The sequence below is a fragment of the Pseudomonas sp. 18-147 genome (assembly GCF_051048045.1).
In the GTDB taxonomy this organism is placed as follows: domain Bacteria; phylum Pseudomonadota; class Gammaproteobacteria; order Pseudomonadales; family Pseudomonadaceae; genus Pseudomonas; species Pseudomonas aeruginosa.
This window is the reverse complement of the sequence record NZ_CP182296.1, coordinates 4,544,098-4,561,997: the sequence shown is the minus strand read 5'-3', so window position 1 is coordinate 4,561,997 and position 17,900 is coordinate 4,544,098. Positions and strand designations below refer to the sequence as shown.

Here is a 17,900-nt window from a genome sequence, read left to right as displayed (position 1 = left end):
AAATGCAAAAGGCCGCGGATGCGGCCTTTTTTTTCGGGGCGGGGCTCAGGTGCCGTTGAGCGCTTGGGCGGCGGCGAGAACCGCGTCGACATGCCCGGGCACCTTCACGCCGCGCCACTCCTGGCGCAGTACGCCGTCCCTGTCGATCAGGAAGGTGCTGCGGTCGACGCCCATGTATTCCTTGCCGTAGAGCTTCTTCAGCTTGATCACGTCGAACAGCTGGCAGACCGCTTCATCCTTGTCGCTGATCAGCTCGAAGGGGAATTCCTGTTTGCACTTGAAGTTCTCGTGGGACTTCAGGCCGTCGCGGGAGATGCCGAAGACCTCGGTATTGGCCTTCTGGAACGCCGCGTACTGGTCGCGGAAGCCCTGGCCCTCGGTGGTGCAACCGGGGGTGCTGTCCTTCGGGTAGAAATACAGGACGACCTGCTTGCCCTTCAGCGCGGACAGGGTCACCTCCTTGCCGCTGGTTGCGGGGGCGGTGAAGTCGGGTACGGGTTTGTCGATTGCGACCGGCATGGCTCGGCTCCTCAGGGGTGTTGGGGGCGCCAGGGTTCGATCAGGGCATCCAGGTTCAGGGCGTCGGCGAAGTCCAGGAACTGGTCGCGCAGCCAGCTGATCTGGGTGCCGGCGGGCAGCGTCACGGTAATCGTGGCGTTGAGCATGGTGGTGTTGGTGTGCGGCGCCTGGTAGGTGTCGCAGGTCAGGTTCTCCAGCTCGATGTTGTGGTCGATGAAGAACTGGCAGAGTTCGTTGAGGATGTCCGGGCGATACACCGCGCTGACATAGGCCACGTAAGGCAACGCCTGGGCGCGGGTCACGTGGGCGTTGCTGCGGGTCATGCTGAGGGTGATGTCGCCGCGCTTGGTGAGGGCCGGCAGGCTGCCCTCGAGGCGGGCGAGGGCATCCCAGCTTCCGGAGATCTGCAGCACCAGGGCGCTGAACTCTCCGTGGCGGGTCAGGCGGCTGCTGACCACGGCGCAGCGGCTCTCGACGCAGGCGCGGCAGAGCAGGGTGGTCAGCTCCATCGGATTGGGGCCGAGGGCGCTGATCAGAAGGAATTGTTCGCGGGGTTGGCTGGTGGACATTCAACTTTCCTGGAATACGCTGGCGGCACGGGCCGTACCTAAAGCGGGAAGGGTAGCGAAAAGCGCCGCCGAGGGAAACGTCTGCCGCCTGTCAGCGGCTTCCGACGAGGTGGCGCTCGTCTTGTGCAAGGCCTGCCGCCGACAGTACCATTACCGCTTTAATTTCGCGGCAGGAGCGGTTGCATGATTGCGGGCAGTATGGTGGCACTGGTCACCCCCTTCGATGCTCAGGGTCGACTGGACTGGGACAGCCTCGCCAAGCTGGTGGACTTCCACTTGCAGGAAGGCACCAACGCCATCGTCGCCGTCGGCACCACCGGTGAATCGGCCACGCTGGACGTGGAAGAGCACATCCAGGTGATCCGTCGCGTGGTCGACCAGGTCAAGGGCCGCATCCCGGTGATCGCCGGCACCGGCGCCAACTCAACCCGCGAGGCGGTGGCGCTGACCGAGGCCGCGAAAAGCGGCGGCGCCGACGCCTGCCTGCTGGTGACGCCGTACTACAACAAGCCGACCCAGGAAGGCATGTACCAGCACTTCCGCCATATCGCCGAAGCCGTTGCGATCCCGCAGATCCTCTACAACGTACCGGGCCGCACCTCCTGCGACATGCTTCCGGAGACCGTCGAGCGCCTGTCCAAGGTGCCGAACATCATCGGCATCAAGGAGGCCACCGGCGACCTGCAACGCGCCAAGGAAGTCATCGAGCGCGTCGGCAAGGACTTCCTCGTCTATTCCGGCGACGACGCCACGGCCGTCGAGCTGATGCTGCTGGGTGGCAAGGGCAACATCTCCGTGACCGCCAACGTCGCGCCGCGCGCCATGAGCGACCTGTGCGCCGCCGCCATGCGCGGCGACGCCGCAGCCGCGCGCGCCATCAACGATCGCCTGATGCCGCTGCACAAGGCGCTGTTCATCGAATCCAACCCCATTCCGGTGAAGTGGGCCCTGCATGAGATGGGTCTGATCCCCGAGGGCATCCGCCTGCCCCTGACCTGGCTCAGCCCGCGTTGCCACGAGCCGCTGCGTCAGGCCATGCGCCAGACCGGCGTATTGGCTTGATCAAGGAGCTCCACGCAATGAAGCGACTGGCTGGACTGACCGCCCTCGCCCTGGTTATCGGCAACACTTCCGGCTGCGGCTGGCTGTGGGGGCCGGAGGGCTATTTCCGCGACCGCGGTGACGACTACCTCGGCGCCCGCGAAACGCCTCCCATGCAATTGCCCGAAGGGGTGCACAGCAAGCCGCTCGATCCGCTGCTGCCGATTCCGCTGAACGTCGCCACCACCCACGAAAAAGAGGGTGAGTACGAGGTTCCGCGTCCGCAGCCGCTGGCCAACGCCGGCGACATCAGCGACTACAGCCTGCAGCGCAGCGGTGATAGCCGCTGGGTCGTGGCCCAGCGTCCGCCGGCGGAAGTCTGGCCGGTGGCCCGGCAGTTCTTCGAGGAGAACGGTTTCCGCATCGCCGACGAGCGCCCGCAGACCGGCGAGTTTAGTTCCGACTGGCAATCGCTGTCGCAGCTTTCCGCGCCGCTGGCACGCCGCCTTAGCAGCCGCGTGAGCGGTGTCGAGCCGGACGGCCAGGCACGGGTTCGGGTGCGTATCGAGCCCGGCGTGCAAAGCAATACCAGCGAGGTCTACGTGCTCAGCCAGACCCGCGCCGCCGGTGACACCAGCAGCCCGAGCTGGCCGAGCAAGTCGGTGGCGCCGAGCCTCGACGCGGCGCTGCTCGACGAGATGGTCGCGAGCATGGCGCGCAGCGCCGAGCAGGGCGGCTCGGTCTCCCTGCTGGCAGCCAACTCGATCTACGACACGCCCGGCACCTTCGAGTTGAGCAAGGACGGCAGCGGCAACCCAGTGCTGACCTTGCAATCCGACTTCGACCGCTCCTGGGTCAGTGTCGGGCGTGCCCTGGATAACGCCGATATCCGCGTCGACGACCTCAACCGCAGCCTTGGCGTGTACTACGTGAACATCGCCGAAGGGGCGAAGAAGCCCGACGAAGACAAGCCCGGGTTCTTCAGTCGCCTGTTCGGCGGCGGCGAGAAGACCGAGGAAGAGGAAGACGCCAAGGCGCAGCGCTACCAGGTCCGCCTGACCACCGTCAGCGACGCCGTGCAGGTCACCGTCGACAAGGACATCAACACCTCTGCGCCGGCCGATGTCGCGCAAAACGTACTGGAAAAACTCCAGGAGAGCATGCGCAATGCGGTTCGCGGTTCTGGGCAGCGGAAGCCGGGGCAATTCGGCCTTGGTGAGCAGTTCTGACACCCGGATACTGATCGATTGCGGCTTCCCGCTGCGTGAAATCATCAAGCGTCTGGCGCGCCTGGGGCTGAGCCCCGCGCAGCTGGACGCGATCCTGGTCACGCACGAACACGCCGATCACATCCATGGCGTCGAACTGCTGGCGCGGCATTACCAAATCCCGGTCTATCTCAGTGCGGGTACCCTGAGCGGCATGCGCCGCCCGGTGCACCCCGCCGAGCTGTTGAGGGCCGGCCAGCGCCTGGCGATCCGCGGGCTGGAAGTGCAGGTGGTTGGCGTCTCGCACGACGCCCGCGAGCCTACCCAGTTCGTGCTGTCCGATGGGCAGCGGCGCTTCGGCATGCTCACCGATCTGGGAATGGCCACGGCCGAGGTGCTGGAGTGCTATCGTGCGGTGGATGCTCTGGTGGTTGAGGCCAACCACGACAGCACGATGCTTGCCGGTGGCCCGTATCCCTATTTTCTCAAGGCCCGCGTAGGCGGTTCGCGAGGGCACTTGAACAACCATCAGTCCGCAGAACTGGTGAAGCAGCTGGATTGGGGTCGCATGCAGCACCTGGTGCTGGCCCATCTCAGCGAAAAGAACAACTCGCCGCAGCTGGCCCGGCAAACCTTCGTCGACACCCTCGGGTGCGATCCGGGCTGGCTGCAGGTGGCCGATCAGCATTCAGGCCTGGATTGGCGCGAGATCGCCTAGGCCCTATTACCCGTAAGCGGAGCCCATCATGGAAAAACGCGAAGAACTCTACCGCGGCAAAGCCAAGTCGGTTTACCAGACCGACGATGCCGATCGTCTCATCCTGCTGTTCCGCAACGACACCTCCGCCTTCGACGGCAAGCGCATCGAACAGCTCGATCGCAAGGGCGAGGTGAACAACAAGTTCAACGCCTTCATCATGCAGAAGCTGGAAGCTGCCGGCATTCCGACCCAGTTCGACAAGCTGCTGTCGGATACCGAGTGCCTGGTGAAGAAGCTCAACATGATCCCGGTCGAGTGCGTGGTGCGCAATTTCGCCGCCGGCAGCCTGGTGCGTCGCCTCGGCGTGGAAGAGGGCATCGCCCTGACTCCTCCCACCTTCGAGTTGTTCCTGAAGAACGACGCCCTGGGCGATCCGTTCATCAACGAATCCCACGTCCAGGCCTTCGGCTGGGCCACTCCCGAGCAGCTGGCGCAGATGAAGACCTATTCCTTCAAGGTCAATGAAGTGCTGAACAAGCTGTTCGACGATGCCGGTCTGCTGCTGGTGGACTTCAAGCTGGAGTTCGGCCTGTTCCATGGCCAGATCGTCCTCGGCGACGAGTTCAGCCCGGACGGCTGCCGTCTGTGGGACAAGGAAACCCGCAAGAAGATGGACAAGGACCGCTTCCGCCAGGGCCTCGGCGATGTGATCGAAGCCTACGAAGAGGTAGCCAAGCGCCTGGGCGTGCCGCTTTAACCTCAAAATGCGCGCAACCATCTGAAAGAACGCGAAAAAATCTTCAAGAAAGCTTCGCGTTCTTCGTACAAGCTGGTATCATGCGCGCCGCACGGAGAGATGCCGGAGTGGTCGAACGGGACGGATTCGAAATCCGTTGAGTCAGCAATGGCTCCTAGGGTTCAAATCCCTATCTCTCCGCCATTACATATGAGCAAAGCCCCTGGAATGCCTGGCGTTCCAGGGGCTTTGTCTTTTCTGGCGAGCGTTCGGGCGTCCCCTCTGCGGGGCGGGCGAGAAAGCCGTGCCATGGTTTCGGGTATTGGCCAGGTCGTGCAGTTCTCCTAGGAATGCTGCGGGCCCTTCCTTCGTTCTGTCCTTCCTTCTCCTCTGGGTGGTCGTCCCGCTCTGTCTGGGTTTCGTGGGTGCGCTGAGCGCGCATTTCTCCATTGCTTCCGATTTTCTGTCCTTCGAGCGCCGGGTCGGGCGACCTGCCGGTTTCGATGGTCGGGGCGGTTCTTCTTAGTATCCCGGCGCTTGAAGGCGCCGCGGATGTGTGGCCGAGCTGCATGGCACGGTTTCCTTCCAGCGGACAGCCAGGTTATCGGTTTGTGCCGAGTCCCGGAGCCGGGGCTGGGGAGGAAGAAATGCGACCGCTCGTTTCCGTCGTTTGCGCCTGTTTCAATATCTCGAAGTATCTGGACGAGGCGATTGCCAGCATCTACGCGCAGGGCTATCCCAATCTCGAGTTGATCGTGGTGGATGACGGATCCACGGACGACACCTATGAGCGTCTCGCCATGCTCCGCGAGCGTCACGGTTTCCAGCTCTACCGCCAGGCTAACCGAGGGGTGAGCGATGCGCTCAATCACGGTTTGCGTCATGCGCGGGGGGAGTTCGTGATGACTCCCGACCTCGACGACATTGTCCTGCCTGGAGCGCTCGACACGCGCGTCGACTACTTGCTTGCGCACCCCGAGGTCGGGTGCGTGGGCGGTTTCAATATCTGTATCGACAGTGCCGGTAACGAAGTGGCGCGAGACGGTTTCAGCGAGGGTTGTGTGGAGCGTTGGGGGTTCGATGCAGCATTGGCCGAGACCCTGGTGGTCATGCCGCTGACGGCGCTCTACCGCATGGACGCGATGAAGCGGGCGGATTTCTTCGACCCGTCGATTCGCGTGCAGGATTTCCAGATCACCCTCAGGATCGCGGCGCAGGGCTATGAAATTCATCGACTACCGGCCTACATGGGGCGTTATCGCCGGCATGGAAGCGGTCTGTCCGGCAGGTACAAGCTCAATTACGAGGCGGATATGCAAGCCATCGAGCCTTATCGGGCTCACCCGAATTATCGCCGGGCCCGGCAACTGATCCTGAACAAGGCGCTGAAGAAGGCTGTTGTCCAGGATGGGCGATATGCCTGGCAGCTGTTCCGCTCGGTGCCGCTGCGGGCGTGGGACCGGGTGACGCTGAAGCGATTCTGGCGCTTCCTCCGTTATCTGCCGGTCCTCGGGTTGAAAGGTGGTACCGACGTCGCGGGTCGATAACGGCGGGCCGGCTAATCTTTCAGTGGGTTGAATGTCATTTCAGGATTTCCCCTTCAGTGTCTCGCCCTGAGGAAATAGCGCGCGGCTCACGAAGCGCGCGGTATCCCGCAGGCTGGTGCCGATCCGTTCCAGGTCGTCGGGCTGGTGCTGGGCGCTGATGCCGATCGCGGAGATGGCGAAGCGCGGTTGTCCGTCGCGGTCGGTGATGGCGCTGGCGACCATGCTCACGCCGCGGTAAAGGTGTTCCTGGTCGATAGCCCAGCCGCGCTCGACGGCCTCGGTCGCTTCGGCCTGGTAGCGCTCGAAGCTCGGCGGATTTTCCCAGCGCACGCGGGTCAGTCGGCGGCGCAGTTCGTCCTCCGGCAGTTCGCGCAGGCCGGCAATGCAACGCCCGGCGGCGCCGACCAGTTCCGGCAGGCGCGTGCCGACGGCGACGTTGACGTGGGCGACGGGCGGTGCGGCAAGGGCGATGACGCGGATGTGCGCATCGTCGGTGACTTGCCACAGGGCGATGAGGATGTGGTGGGCAAGGCTTAGTCGCTCCAGCTCTGGCTGGATCAGGTCGGCATAGCTGCGTCCGACGAATCCTACGGCCAGTTCCGACAGGCCAAGGCCCAGTTGGTAGGTCTTGCCCGCATCGTCGAAGGATGTCAGTCGTTCGTTGCTCAGGGTGCGCAGGATATTGAAGGCGCTGCTCGGGCTGATACCGGTGGCGCGAGCGATGGCGGCCACGCCTTGCGGTCCGTCGGCGTGGGCCAGGTGGCGAAGTATCTGAATGGCGTTCACTACCGCGCCGACATCTTTGCTGCTGGTGCCTTTGGTTGTGGCGTCCTTGGTCATTTTTCCTCTTTTCATTCAGTATTGTGATTGACATTCACGATAGTGAATATATTCTGGCCTTCCGGAACGTACAACCGGGGGCGGAAGCAGTATCCGGTTCGGCGTCCAGCGCGATGCACTTTGCAGCAAAGGGCTACAAGAACAAAGGAGAAACCTCGTGGCAGATCTTCCCGATGGCAGTACTCCGGGACCTGAGGCGCAGTACCTAGCGTTTCTCGCCCAGGGCCGTTTCATGTTGCAGCGCAGCCGTTCCAGCGGTCGCCATGTGTTCTACCCGCGCCAGTTGGTGCCGGGTAGCGGCGAGACTGATCTCGAGTGGGTTCCCGCCAGCGGCCTGGGTACGCTCTACGCGATCACTGTCAATCGCTCCCGCGGCGGCAATCACAATGTCGCGCTGGTCGACCTGGACGAGGGCGTGCGCATGATGTCGCGGATCGACGGGCACCAGAGCCTGCCGATCGGCACCCGTGTGCAGGCGCGCATCGTCGAGCAGGATGGTGCCAATGTCGTGGTGTTCGTTCCCCACCAGGAGGGACGACCATGAGCGCAGCCATCCGTGGCAAGACCGCCATCGTCGGCATCGGTAGCGCCGGCGTCGGCGAGGCGCCGGGCTACAGCGCCATCGAACTGCTCGGCCAGGCGTCGCTCAGGGCCATTGCCGATGCCGGCCTGAAGCTTTCCGACATCGACGCGATCTTCGCAGCCACCAGCTCCCATGCCTTTCCCACCTTGTCGGTTGCCGAATACCTCGGCATCCGCCCGAAATTCGTGGATGGCACCAATATCGGCGGCTCCAGTTTCGAGCTGCACCTGCTGCAGGCCACTTTGGCACTGGAGGCCGGTCTCTGCGACGCTGCGCTGATCTGCTACGGCTCCAACCAGCGAACCGCCGGCGGCCGCCTGGTATCGATGAGCGAGCCACAATGGCACGAGACGCCCTACAAGCCGCGCCACCCGATCACCGCCTATGCCCTGGCGGCCAGCCGGCACATGCACCAGTACGGCACCACACGCGAGCAGCTCGCCGAGGTGGCGGTCTCTGCCCGGCAATGGGCCAACCTGAATCCCGAGGCGTTCGCCCGCGGGCCGTTGAGCGTCGATGACGTCCTTGCCGCGCGAATGGTCAGCGACCCGCTGAGCGCCGCCGACTGCTGCCTGGTCACCGACGGCGGCGGCGCCTGCGTGGTAGTGCGCGCCGAGCGCGCCCGCGACTTGCCCAATGCGCCGGTGTACTTCCTTGGCGCGGCCGGAGCGCAGTGGCATCGCTCGATCGTGTCGATGCCCGATCTCACCGTGACGGCGGCCTCGGAAAGCGGTCCGCGAGCCATGCAGATGGCCGGTGTGCGGCACGCCGACATCGACCTGGTGATGCTCTACGACGCCTTTACCATCAATACCCTGCTGTTCCTCGAGGACCTGGGTTTCTGCGCCAAGGGCGAGGGCGGCCCATTCGTCCAGGGCGGACGCATCGCGCCCGGCGGCGAGTTGGCGGTGAACACCAACGGTGGCGGGCTGTCCTGCGTGCATCCGGGGATGTACGGGATGTTCCTGATCATCGAGGCGGTGACCCAGCTCCGCCGCCAGGCCGGCGAGCGGCAGTTGGCCAAGGCCGACGTGGCGTTGCTGCACGGCAACGGCGGCACGCTGTCCAGCCAGGTAACCGCGTTGCTCGGTACCGGCGACACGCTCTAGACCCCTGGCCGACAGGCCTTCCGGGCGCTGCCGTGGCGGCGTCCCGCGGGCGCGCTCGCCCGCGAGAAGGTTGTCGTGCCGGCCACAGACAAACGGATCAGGTGAACCCATGTCAGCGAACCACTCGCAACAGCTCATCGACGCTCCCCGTTTCGCCAGTCTTACTCCATTGATCGAACCACGCTCGGTCGCGGTGATCGGCGCTTCCAGCGACCCGACCCGCATCGGTGGCCGACCCATCGCCTACATGCTGCGCCATGGCTATGCCGGGCAAATCCTCCCGGTCAATCCGAACCGTGCTGAAATCCAGGGGCTACCGGCCTTCGCCAGCGTCGCGGAGCTGCCGCAGGCACCGGACGCGGCCATTGTCGCGGTGCCTGCGCCTCAGGTGCTGGAGACCGTCCGGGCACTGGGCCGCCAGGGGGCGCGCAGTGCCATCGTGTTCTCTTCCGGATTCAGCGAGGTCGGCGAGGCCGGCGCGGCGATGCAGGATGCGGTGGTAGCCGCTGCCCGCGAGTACGGTATGCGTCTGCTCGGTCCGAATGCGCTGGGCGCGTTCAACAGTAACCTCGGTTACTACGCGTTCTTCTCCACCAGCCTGGAACGTGGCGTACCGCTGCCCGGCCGGGTAGGCATCGCCACCCAGTCCGGCGCCTACGGCGCGCACCTGCTCGGCATGGCGCGCCAGCGGCGCCTGGGAACCCCTATCTGCGTGGCCACCGGTAACGAGGCCGACGTCACCCTGGGCGACAGCATCGGCTGGCTGGTGGAGTCGCCGGAGATCGACGTGGTGATGGCCTACGCCGAATCCATCCGCAACGTCGACAGCTTCCTCGCCGCCCTGGAGGCCGCGCATCGCGCCGGCAAGCCGGTGATCCTGCACAAGGTCGGGCGCAGCGCCCTGGGTAGCCGCGCGGCGCTGTCCCACACCGCTTCGCTGGCCGGCGACGACAAGGTGCTGGACGCCGTGCTGGGCGACTATGCGGTGATCCGCGCCAGGACCACCGAGGAACTGATGGACATCGCCTACCTCGCCACCCGGCGTATCTATCCGGTGGGCAACAGCCTCGGCATGATCACCGTCAGCGGCGGCGCCGGGATCATCGTCAGCGATGTCGCCGAGGAAGTCGGCCTGCCGATGCCGCCGATGCCGGACATGGCCCAGGAGCGGCTGAAGGCACGGCTGTCCTTCGCTTCGCCGATCAACCCGGTGGACTGCACCGCGCAGGCCCTGAACGACCTGACGCTGGTGCGCGACTTTACCGAGTCGATGGTGGTCGACGGTGGCTACCGTTCGCTGCTCGCCTTCTTCACCCAGGCCGGCACCGCCGCCTCCATCGGCGCGCGTCTGGCCGAGCAGTTCCGGCGGATCAAGGAGGCTCATCCCGAGCGTCTGTTCGTGGTCTCGGTGATGGGCGAGGGGGAGGAGCTGGCACCCTACGAGGAGGCCGGCTTCGCACTGTTCGAAGACCCCACCCGGGCGGTAGTGGCGATCCAGGCCATGGGGCGGCTCGGCGAAGCCTTCGCCCGGCCGTTGCGCCTGCGCCGGCCTGCCGGCGGGCTACAGTTGCCCGCCTCCACGCCCGGCGAAGCCGAGGCCAAGCGCCTGCTGGCGCGCGCCGGTATCGAGTCCGCCGCCGAGGCGGTGCTGGGCAGTGCCGAAGAGGCGGTTGCCTTCGCCGAGGGCATCGGATACCCGGTGGTGCTGAAGCTCGCCTCGGCGGACATCCAGCACAAGTCGGAAATCGGCGGCGTGCTGCTTGGCGTAAGCGATGCGGACGCGGTACGCGCCGGTTTCCAACTGCTTCTGCGCCGGGTCGCCGAGAAGGCGCCGCAGGCGCGTCTCGATGGCGTCCTGGTGGCGCGCCAACTGCAGGGCGGGGTGGAGTGCTTCATGGGGATCCAGCGCGATCCGCTGTTCGGCCCGGTGGCGTTGTTCGGCCTGGGCGGGATCTTCGTCGAAGTGCTGCAGGACGTGGTGTTCCGCCGCTGCCCGTTCGAGGTCGACGAAGCCGAGGCGATGATCCGTAGCATCAGAGGCGCGCCGCTCCTGTTCGGCGCGCGTGGCCGGCCGCGGGCCGACGTCGCGGCGCTGGCACGGCTGCTGTCGAATCTCTCGCGGTTCGCCTGGGAGGCGGGAGAGCGCTTGCGCTCGGTGGACCTCAACCCGGTCATCGCCTTGCCGGAGGGCCAGGGCGCCTGGGCGGTGGATGCGGTGCTGGAAGTCGAGGAGGTGGCCGATGGCGCTCGATCCTGAGGTGCTCCTGAACTACCCGATCCCCGAAGTACGCCAGCGCTACAGCCGGCGCGACAGCGCCTTCTATGCATTGACCCTCGGTCTGGGCGGCGACCCGCTGGACGAGCGCCAACTGGTCTACGTCGATCCGTGCCGCGATCTCCAGGCATTGCCGTGCATGGCCCTGGTGCTCGGTCATCCGGGCTTCTGGCTGGGCAATCCGGCGACTGGCGTGGACGCGCTGCGCCTGGTTCACGGCGAGCAGCGCCTGGAGTGGCGGCGGCCGTTGCCGGCGGAAGGCGAGGTGATCGGTCGGACCCGGGTCACCGGTCTGGTAGACAAGGGCGCCGACAAGGGCGCGCTGCTCTACAGCGAGAAGGTGCTCAGCGACGCGCTCAGCGGCGAGGTGCTGGCTGTCGCCCGCAGCACCACCTTCCTTCGCGGCGACGGCGGCTTCGGTGGTTCCCGGCAGGTGCCGGAAACGCCGCATCGCTTGCCTGAACGGACACCCGACCTGCGACTCGACCTGCCGACCCGTCCGGAGCAGGCCCTGTACTACCGCCTCAACGGCGACGACAACCCGCTCCACGCGGAGCCCGCGGCAGCGCTGCGGGCCGGCTTCCCGCGGCCGATCCTGCATGGCCTGTGCACCCTCGGCGTGGCATTCCACGCGGTGTTGCGCGGGCTCGCCGACTACCGCGCGGGGCAACTGGGACATCTGCAGGTGCGTTTCTCGGCTCCGGTGTTTCCCGGCGAGACCTTGCGTACCGAGATGTGGAGCGACGGCTCGTTCCGCACTCGCGTCGTCGAGCGCGATGTGGTGGTGCTGGACAACGGCCGGGTAGGTCCGCCGCCAGAGCGGCCGGACTGAAGCGAAGGGCGGCGGCGCGAGGGAACGACCGTCGGGCTGCCGTGAAGATCAACCGAAATCCTGCTTGCGAGAACAAGAATAATGAATGCAACCGCGCTTTCCCCGAACCCGGCGCCGGCCATTTCCCGGCGCACCATGCTGATCGCCTTCGTCTTCTGCTTCCTCGGCCTGCTCGCCGACGGCGTCGACCTGATGTTCCTGGCCTACAGCCTCAACAGCCTGAAGGCCGAATTCGGCCTGAGCAACTTCGAAGCCGGCTCCCTCGGCAGCCTGACTCTCGCCGGCATGGCCGTCGGCGGCATCTATGGCGGCTGGTGCTGCGACCGCTTCGGCCGGGTGCGAGTGGTGACCTGGACCATCGTGCTGTTCTCCATCGGTACCGCGTTGCTGGGGCTGACCCAGAACTACTGGCAGTTCGCGCTGATCCGCTTCGTCGCCTCGCTCGGCCTCGGCTCGCTGTTCGTCGCCTGCAACATCCTGATGTCCGAGTGCGTCGGAACCAGGTACCGCACCACCATCCTCGCCGCCATGCAGGCCGGCTGGACCGTGGGCTACCTGGTGGCGACCCTGCTGGCGGGGCAGATCATCCCCGAGTTCGGCTGGCGCGTCTTGTTCTTCACCGCCGTGGCGCCGGCGCTGGTCTGCCTGGCCCTGCGGCCCTGGGTGCCGGAGTCGCCGTCCTGGCTCGCGGCCCAGGCCGGGCGCCAGCGTCCCGGCGCGGCTCCGCAGAGCCACGCCGAGGCTGGCGGCGCCGGCCCGCTGGGACGGATGCTGGGCGATCCGGAAACGCGCGGCATGTTCCTGCTCTGGAGCCTCACCTCCTGCTTCCTGCTGTTCGGCTACTACGGCACCAACAACTGGATGCCGTCCTACCTGGAGAGCGAGTTGGGGATGAACTTCAAGTCGATGACCGGCTACATGGTCGGCACCTACAGTGCGATGATCCTTGGCAAGGTCGCCGCCGGCGTCTGCGCCGATCTCTTCGGCCGGCGCCTGACCTTCGCCGCCGGGGCCATCGGCAGCGCCGCCTTCATGCCGTTGATCGTGTTCTACCACTCGCCTTCCAACATCCTCTGGATCCTCATCACCTTCGGCTTCATCTACGGCGTTCCGGTCGGGGTGCTGGCCACCTACATGACCGAGAGCTTCTCCACCCGCGTCCGCGGCTCGGCGGTGGGCACCGCCTACAACCTGGGTCGTATCGGCGCGGCGGTGGCGCCCGCCGGCATCGGCCTGCTGGCCACCCACGTGTCGATCGGCGCGGGTTTCCTGGTGATGGGCATCACCTACGTGCTCACCGGACTGATCCCGGCGCTGTTCATTGCGGACCGGCTCTACGACCCGAACCGCGAGTCCCGCGATGCCGAGAGCGCTTCCCGACGGCAAGCGCCGGGCAGTGCCGTGGATACCGCCGAGCGGCGCGCGGCCAAGGCCTGATCCTGCGGAAGGAGTGCACATCCATGAGTTCTTTTCCACGACAGCCAGCGGCGGAGCAGCGGCCCGCCAGCTTCCAGGAGTTCATCGGCCTCGAGCGCTGGACCGATGCCGACGGGATGGCGCGGGTGCGCCTGGGGCATCGCCCGGAACTGATGAACTACCTGCAACAGTTCCACGGCGGGGTGTTGATGTCGGTGCTGGACGCCGCCATGGCCCAGGCGATCCGTGCCTGCCTGCCGGACTGCTCGATGGTGACCATCGACATGGCTACCCACTTCATGGGTAGCGCCCGCGGCGAGCTTCGTGCGGTTGGCAGGGTGGTGCGACGGACCCGCACGATCTGCTTCTGCACGGCGGAAATCTGCAACGAGGACGGCGAGGTCATCGCCATGGCCTCGGGCAGCTTCAGGTACCGCGCGGCTAAGCCGTAGCGGAGTTCCGGCGGCGCGGCAGCGGAGCCATCCGTCGCGCGTCCGGACCACGGCCTGCGCGGTCGCTCCGCGCGGACAAGCCGGCGCCGCCCGTGCAGATGACGGACGGGCGGACGGCGTATCGACAGGAGGGCGAACAGATGAGTGAGCAAGACGAGTGGGCCGGCGAGCGCGAGCAGCGTCTGCGGATGATCCGCGACAGCGCGGCTTCGCTGGTGCCGCGCGACGGCGACCTGACCCGCGTGCGCCGCGGTCGTTTCACCAGTAGCGGGGTGGACCGCCAGGCCTGGCGCGAGGTCTGCGCCATGGGCTGGCCGGCGCTGCGCCTGGATGAAGCGTTGGGCGGCAGCGGCCTGGGCATGAGCGAATACGCGGCGTTGCTGGAGGCGCTGGGGCGCGGCCTGCTGCCCGAGCCGCTGATCGAGGCCGGGCTGGTGGCGCCGCTGCTGCCGGAAGACGAGCGCGTTGCGTTGCTGGCCGCTGAGCGGCTGGTCCTGCCGGTGGGCATCGCCTACCGCGATGGGCGGCGACGCCCTCGTATGCAGGAAGGGCGGTTGTACGGCGAAGTCGCTCACGTACATCTGGCTGGTGCCGCCGATGCCTGGCTGGTGGCCTGCGAGCAGGGCCTGGCGCTGGTCGAGCGCGATGCCGATGGCGTGGAACTGCTCTGCGAGGCGACCCAGGATGGCGCTCACCTGGCGCGCCTGCGTTTCCGCGATGCGCCGGCACGGTGGTTGTCCGGCGAGGTAACGGAACAGGTTCTGGACGAGGCAGGGCTGGCCTGCGCGGCCTATCTGGTCGGACTGATGGATGGCGCCTTCGAGCGAACCCTGGAGTACCTCAAGGTACGTCGCCAGTTCGGCCGCGAGATCGGCAGTTTCCAGGCGCTGCAGCACCGCATGGTCGACCTGAGGATCCAGATCGAACTGTCGCGCGCCATGGTCGAGCAGGCCGCCGCCGCGATCGATGCCGGGGCGTCGGAAAGCGAGCGCCAGCGGCAGGTCTCCAGCGCACGGGTACGGGCCTCGGAAGCGGCTCTGCTGGTGACCCGTCAGGCCATCCAGTTGCACGGCGGCATCGGCTACACCGACGAGGCGGACATCGGCCTGTTCCTGCGCCGCGCCATGGTACTGCTCAATGCCCACGGCTCGCTGGCGTTCCACAAGGCGCGCTACGCCGCGCTGCTACAGCGGGAGGTGGCCTGATGAGCGGTTTGTTGCAGGAAACGCGCGGCACGGTGCGCCTGCTGCGCTTCGACAACCCGGCCCGGCGCAACGCACTGTCGCCGGCGCTGCGCATGGAATTGCTGCGGGCCCTGGAGGCGGCCGAATGCGACCCATCGATTCGCAGCGTGCTGCTGACCGGTGGCGAAGAGGTGTTCTGCGCCGGCGGCGACCTGGGCGACATGCGGGTGACCGAGTTGGCCGCCGGCAGGGCGCGAATGCAGGACAACGCGCGGCTGGTGCGGCAGATGGTGCGCATGGGCAAGCCGCTGATCGCCGCGGTCGAGGGCTGGGCGGTGGGGGCCGGGCTGTCCGTGGCGCTGGCCTGCGACAGCATCGTTTGCGGCGCCAGCGCCCGCTTCGCCGCCGGCTTCGGCAAGGTCGGGCTGCTCGCCGACCTTGGCCAGTTGCATACCTTGCCGGCGCGCATCGGTTGGGGGCGGGCACGGCAGATCCTGATGTTCGGCCAGGTGGTAGAGGCCGAGGAGGCACTGCGCATCGGCCTGGCCGACCGCCTCTGCGCCGCTGGCGGCGCCTTGGCGATGGCGCTGGAACTGGCCGGGCGGGTGGAGCAGCAGGCGCCGTTGCCCCTGGCGATGACCAAGGCGTTGCTCGCCGAGGGCCTTGACCTATTGCTGGAGCGGGAGGGCGAGTTGCAGAGCCAGTTGTTTCTCAGCGCCGACCACGCCGAGGGCAAGGCGGCCTTTCTCGCCAAGCGTCCCCCCGTATTCAGAGGAAACTGAGATGACCGACTACGACAGTCTCGACGACAACGCCTTTCGCCTGATGGTCCGTGAGTGGATCGCCGCCAACTATCCGCAGCGCATCCGCAATCCGCCCCGTCGCCTGGGGCGCGAGGAAACCCGCGAGTGGTACCTGCTGTTGTCGCGCCAGGGCTGGCTGTGTCCCGGCTGGCCCAGGGAGTACGGCGGCATGGGGCTGAGCGCCGGCAAGCAACTGATCATGATGGAGGAAATGGAGGAGTACGGCTGCGCGCGCCTGCCCGACAGCGGCGTGACCATGCTCGGCCCATTGTTGATCCGCTATGGCGACGAGGCGCAACGGGCGCGCTTCCTGCCGCGCATTCTCAGCGGCGAAGACATCTGGTGCCAGGGCTACAGCGAGCCCAACGCCGGCTCCGACCTGGCCAGCCTGCGCACCGAGGCGCGCCTGGAAAACGGCGAGTGGGTGATCAACGGACAGAAGACCTGGACCACCATGGGCTCGGAGGCCAACTGGATCTTCCTGCTGGTCCGCACCGAGCGCAGCGCCAAGGCGCAGCACGGCATCAGCTTCCTGCTGGTGCCGATGGACAGCCCGGGCATCGAGGTGCGGCCGATCCTCAACCTGGAGCTGCACGGCGAGTTCTGCGAAGTGTTTTTCAACGACGTGCGGGTGCCCTACGACAGCCTGGTCGGCGGAATCAACCAGGGTTGGAGCATGGCCAAGGCGCTGCTCGGTTTCGAGCGGATCTTCCTCGGTTCGCCCAAGCAGTCCACCTTCGCTCTCCAGCGCCTGGAGCGCCTGGCCCGGCACCTGGGACTGTGGCACGACCCTCTGTTCGTGCGCCGCTTCGCCGCGCTGAGCATGGACCTGGACAGCCACAAGGCGCTCTACGAGCGTTTCGCCGAACGCCTGCGGCGTGGGGAGAGCCTCGGCCCGGAGGTATCCATGCTGAAGATCTTCCAGTCCGAACTGTTCCAGCGCATCAGCGAGCTGGGCCTGGAGGTCGCCGGGGAGGATTCGGCCCTGCTGCAGCCCTTCGCCGAAGACCCCGAGTTGCATCCGGCGGGGATCTTCATCCAGTCGCGGCCGACCACCATCTACGGCGGCAGCAACGAAATCCAGCGCAACATCCTGGCCAAGAGCGTCCTCGGCCTGTCGGGCTGAGCGCAACCGAACGACATCCACGGGACGAAGAGGATTACCCATGAGCAGCAGACTCAATGAAGGCAAGGTCGCGATCGTTACCGGCGCGGGCGGCGGCATCGGCCGCGAGATCGCCCTGGCCCTGGCCGATTCCGGGGCACGGGTGGTGATCAACGATATCGGCGTATCGCTACAGGGCGAGGGCGGGTCGGCCTCGCCGGCCGAAGAGACCCTTGGCCTGATCCGCCAGCGAGGCGGCGAAGGTCTGATCAACACCGACAGCGTCGCCGACTGGGACAGCGCGCGGCGTATCGTCGAATGCGCCATGGACGGTTTCGGGCGTCTGGATATCGTGGTGAACAACGCTGGCATCCTGCGCGATGCGATCTTCCACAAGATGAGCGCCGACGACTGGCTGTCGGTGATCAATGTCCATCTCAACGGCAGCTTCTTCGTCAGCCGGGCCGCCGCCGAACGCTTCCGTACCCAGCAGGCCGGCGCCTTCGTACACATGACCAGCACTTCCGGGCTGATCGGCAACTTCGGCCAGGCCAATTATTCCGCGGCCAAGCTGGGCATCGTCGCCTTGAGCAAATCCATCGCCCTCGACATGCAGCGCTACAACGTGCGTTCGAATTGCATCGCGCCGTTCGCCTGGAGCCGGATGACCGACTCGATCCCGGCCGCAACCCCGGAGCAGAAGGCCCGCGTCGACAAGCTGCAGCGCATGACCCCCGAGAAGAACGCGCCGCTGGCCGTCTACCTGGCGTCCGACGCCGCCCGCGAGGTCACCGGCCAGGTGTTCGCCGCGCGTCACCACGAACTCTTCCTGATGAGCCAGAGCCGGCCGCTGCGCAGTGTGCATAGCGAGCACGGCTGGACCCCGGAGAGCATCGCCGAGCACGGCATGCCGGCGTTGCGCGGCAGCTTCATGGACCTGGCGCGCAGCCCGGACGTGTTCTCCTGGGACCCGATCTGACC

At 66.4% G+C, this 17,900-nt stretch carries 18 protein-coding genes and 1 tRNA gene; 16 read left to right on the top strand and 3 right to left on the bottom strand.

The genetic code is table 11. The features are described from left to right. Positions 1–45 precede the first annotated feature (45 nt). Together ACM0M4_RS21570 and ACM0M4_RS21565 are read right to left on the bottom strand one after the other, a co-directional pair. Positions 46–519, bottom strand: a complete 474-nt coding sequence (locus ACM0M4_RS21570; RefSeq protein ID WP_003120646.1) for a peroxiredoxin — start codon at positions 517–519, stop codon at positions 46–48. Between the two features lie 11 nt (positions 520–530). Then, positions 531–1,088: a glycine cleavage system protein R gene (locus tag ACM0M4_RS21565; protein WP_003086267.1), complete on the bottom strand. Its 558-nt coding sequence runs from the start codon at positions 1,086–1,088 to the stop codon at positions 531–533. 183 nt (positions 1,089–1,271) lie between these two features. Here ACM0M4_RS21565 and dapA point away from each other — a divergent pair, with 183 nt between their 5' ends. The 6 genes from dapA (at position 1,272) to wapB (ending at position 6,320) form a co-directional block, all read left to right on the top strand. Continuing rightward, positions 1,272–2,150, top strand: coding sequence for a 4-hydroxy-tetrahydrodipicolinate synthase (dapA, locus tag ACM0M4_RS21560; protein ID WP_003086270.1), 879 nt, complete (start codon positions 1,272–1,274; stop codon positions 2,148–2,150). A 17-nt stretch (positions 2,151–2,167) separates the two neighbouring features. After that, positions 2,168–3,358 carry an outer membrane protein assembly factor BamC gene (bamC, locus tag ACM0M4_RS21555; RefSeq protein WP_221345428.1) on the top strand — a complete coding sequence of 397 codons (1,191 nt, stop codon included), beginning with the start codon at positions 2,168–2,170 and terminating at the stop codon, positions 3,356–3,358. Beyond that, positions 3,297–4,055 carry an MBL fold metallo-hydrolase gene (locus ACM0M4_RS21550; RefSeq protein ID WP_003123205.1) on the top strand — a complete coding sequence of 253 codons (759 nt, stop codon included), beginning with the start codon at positions 3,297–3,299 and terminating at the stop codon, positions 4,053–4,055. The genes bamC and ACM0M4_RS21550 overlap by 62 nt, the downstream gene beginning before the upstream one ends. Before the next feature lie 28 nt (positions 4,056–4,083). Continuing rightward, entirely contained in the window at positions 4,084–4,794 is a 711-nt protein-coding gene (gene purC, locus ACM0M4_RS21545; protein WP_221345427.1) for a phosphoribosylaminoimidazolesuccinocarboxamide synthase, read from the top strand. A 93-nt stretch (positions 4,795–4,887) separates the two neighbouring features. Continuing rightward, a tRNA-Ser gene (locus ACM0M4_RS21540) sits at positions 4,888–4,977 on the top strand. Between the two features lie 350 nt (positions 4,978–5,327). Continuing rightward, on the top strand, positions 5,328–6,320 hold the full coding sequence (gene wapB, locus ACM0M4_RS21535) for a 1,2-glucosyltransferase WapB (RefSeq protein ID WP_012614415.1): 993 nt from the start codon (positions 5,328–5,330) through the stop codon (positions 6,318–6,320). Between the two features lie 39 nt (positions 6,321–6,359). Here the strand turns inward: wapB and ACM0M4_RS21530 are convergent, their stop codons facing one another. After that, the gene (locus ACM0M4_RS21530) at positions 6,360–7,160 is read right to left on the bottom strand and encodes an IclR family transcriptional regulator (protein ID WP_023110299.1); all 801 of its coding nucleotides are present in this window, start codon (positions 7,158–7,160) and stop codon (positions 6,360–6,362) included. Between the two features lie 157 nt (positions 7,161–7,317). Here ACM0M4_RS21530 and ACM0M4_RS21525 point away from each other — a divergent pair, with 157 nt between their 5' ends. The 10 genes from ACM0M4_RS21525 (at position 7,318) to ACM0M4_RS21480 (ending at position 17,898) form a co-directional block, all read left to right on the top strand. Beyond that, the gene (locus ACM0M4_RS21525; protein ID WP_003086280.1) at positions 7,318–7,704 is read left to right on the top strand and encodes a Zn-ribbon domain-containing OB-fold protein; all 387 of its coding nucleotides are present in this window, start codon (positions 7,318–7,320) and stop codon (positions 7,702–7,704) included. Next, a complete protein-coding gene (locus tag ACM0M4_RS21520; RefSeq protein ID WP_004348416.1) occupies positions 7,701–8,852 on the top strand; it encodes a thiolase in 1,152 nt (383 codons plus the stop codon). The genes ACM0M4_RS21525 and ACM0M4_RS21520 overlap by 4 nt, the downstream gene beginning before the upstream one ends. 109 nt (positions 8,853–8,961) lie before the next feature. Next, positions 8,962–11,109 (top strand): acetate--CoA ligase family protein, encoded by a 2,148-nt coding sequence (locus ACM0M4_RS21515; protein ID WP_054376094.1) that lies wholly within the window; start codon positions 8,962–8,964, stop codon positions 11,107–11,109. Beyond that, the gene (locus ACM0M4_RS21510) at positions 11,093–11,959 is read left to right on the top strand and encodes a MaoC/PaaZ C-terminal domain-containing protein (RefSeq protein ID WP_003123198.1); all 867 of its coding nucleotides are present in this window, start codon (positions 11,093–11,095) and stop codon (positions 11,957–11,959) included. The genes ACM0M4_RS21515 and ACM0M4_RS21510 overlap by 17 nt, the downstream gene beginning before the upstream one ends. Positions 11,960–12,040: 81 nt before the next feature. After that, positions 12,041–13,396: an MFS transporter gene (locus ACM0M4_RS21505; protein WP_042931112.1), complete on the top strand. Its 1,356-nt coding sequence runs from the start codon at positions 12,041–12,043 to the stop codon at positions 13,394–13,396. Between the two features lie 23 nt (positions 13,397–13,419). After that, positions 13,420–13,827 carry a PaaI family thioesterase gene (locus ACM0M4_RS21500; RefSeq protein WP_003108633.1) on the top strand — a complete coding sequence of 136 codons (408 nt, stop codon included), beginning with the start codon at positions 13,420–13,422 and terminating at the stop codon, positions 13,825–13,827. A 140-nt stretch (positions 13,828–13,967) separates the two neighbouring features. Continuing rightward, on the top strand, positions 13,968–15,032 hold the full coding sequence (locus tag ACM0M4_RS21495) for an acyl-CoA dehydrogenase family protein (RefSeq protein ID WP_023131841.1): 1,065 nt from the start codon (positions 13,968–13,970) through the stop codon (positions 15,030–15,032). Then, entirely contained in the window at positions 15,032–15,793 is a 762-nt protein-coding gene (locus ACM0M4_RS21490; RefSeq protein ID WP_003145551.1) for an enoyl-CoA hydratase/isomerase family protein, read from the top strand. The genes ACM0M4_RS21495 and ACM0M4_RS21490 overlap by 1 nt, the downstream gene beginning before the upstream one ends. Position 15,794: 1 nt before the next feature. After that, complete coding sequence (locus ACM0M4_RS21485) at positions 15,795–16,940, top strand: acyl-CoA dehydrogenase family protein (RefSeq protein ID WP_003145549.1); 1,146 nt, start codon at positions 15,795–15,797, stop codon at positions 16,938–16,940. Between the two features lie 40 nt (positions 16,941–16,980). After that, complete coding sequence (locus ACM0M4_RS21480) at positions 16,981–17,898, top strand: SDR family NAD(P)-dependent oxidoreductase (protein WP_003120637.1); 918 nt, start codon at positions 16,981–16,983, stop codon at positions 17,896–17,898. Positions 17,899–17,900: the final 2 nt, after the last annotated feature.

What these genes read in the sequence shown, in the direction of transcription:
- ACM0M4_RS21570 (WP_003120646.1), bottom strand. Translation starts at nt 519, where the DNA reads ATGCCGGTCGCAATCGACAAACCCGTACCCGACTTCACCGCCCCCGCA.
- ACM0M4_RS21565 (WP_003086267.1), bottom strand. Translation starts at nt 1,088, where the DNA reads ATGTCCACCAGCCAACCCCGCGAACAATTCCTTCTGATCAGCGCCCTC.
- dapA (WP_003086270.1), top strand. Translation starts at nt 1,272, where the DNA reads ATGATTGCGGGCAGTATGGTGGCACTGGTCACCCCCTTCGATGCTCAG.
- bamC (WP_221345428.1), top strand. Translation starts at nt 2,168, where the DNA reads ATGAAGCGACTGGCTGGACTGACCGCCCTCGCCCTGGTTATCGGCAAC.
- ACM0M4_RS21550 (WP_003123205.1), top strand. Translation starts at nt 3,297, where the DNA reads ATGCGGTTCGCGGTTCTGGGCAGCGGAAGCCGGGGCAATTCGGCCTTG.
- purC (WP_221345427.1), top strand. Translation starts at nt 4,084, where the DNA reads ATGGAAAAACGCGAAGAACTCTACCGCGGCAAAGCCAAGTCGGTTTAC.
- ACM0M4_RS21530 (WP_023110299.1), bottom strand. Translation starts at nt 7,160, where the DNA reads ATGACCAAGGACGCCACAACCAAAGGCACCAGCAGCAAAGATGTCGGC.
- ACM0M4_RS21520 (WP_004348416.1), top strand. Translation starts at nt 7,701, where the DNA reads ATGAGCGCAGCCATCCGTGGCAAGACCGCCATCGTCGGCATCGGTAGC.
- ACM0M4_RS21515 (WP_054376094.1), top strand. Translation starts at nt 8,962, where the DNA reads ATGTCAGCGAACCACTCGCAACAGCTCATCGACGCTCCCCGTTTCGCC.
- ACM0M4_RS21510 (WP_003123198.1), top strand. Translation starts at nt 11,093, where the DNA reads ATGGCGCTCGATCCTGAGGTGCTCCTGAACTACCCGATCCCCGAAGTA.
- ACM0M4_RS21505 (WP_042931112.1), top strand. Translation starts at nt 12,041, where the DNA reads ATGAATGCAACCGCGCTTTCCCCGAACCCGGCGCCGGCCATTTCCCGG.
- ACM0M4_RS21500 (WP_003108633.1), top strand. Translation starts at nt 13,420, where the DNA reads ATGAGTTCTTTTCCACGACAGCCAGCGGCGGAGCAGCGGCCCGCCAGC.
- ACM0M4_RS21495 (WP_023131841.1), top strand. Translation starts at nt 13,968, where the DNA reads ATGAGTGAGCAAGACGAGTGGGCCGGCGAGCGCGAGCAGCGTCTGCGG.
- ACM0M4_RS21490 (WP_003145551.1), top strand. Translation starts at nt 15,032, where the DNA reads ATGAGCGGTTTGTTGCAGGAAACGCGCGGCACGGTGCGCCTGCTGCGC.
- ACM0M4_RS21485 (WP_003145549.1), top strand. Translation starts at nt 15,795, where the DNA reads ATGACCGACTACGACAGTCTCGACGACAACGCCTTTCGCCTGATGGTC.
- ACM0M4_RS21480 (WP_003120637.1), top strand. Translation starts at nt 16,981, where the DNA reads ATGAGCAGCAGACTCAATGAAGGCAAGGTCGCGATCGTTACCGGCGCG.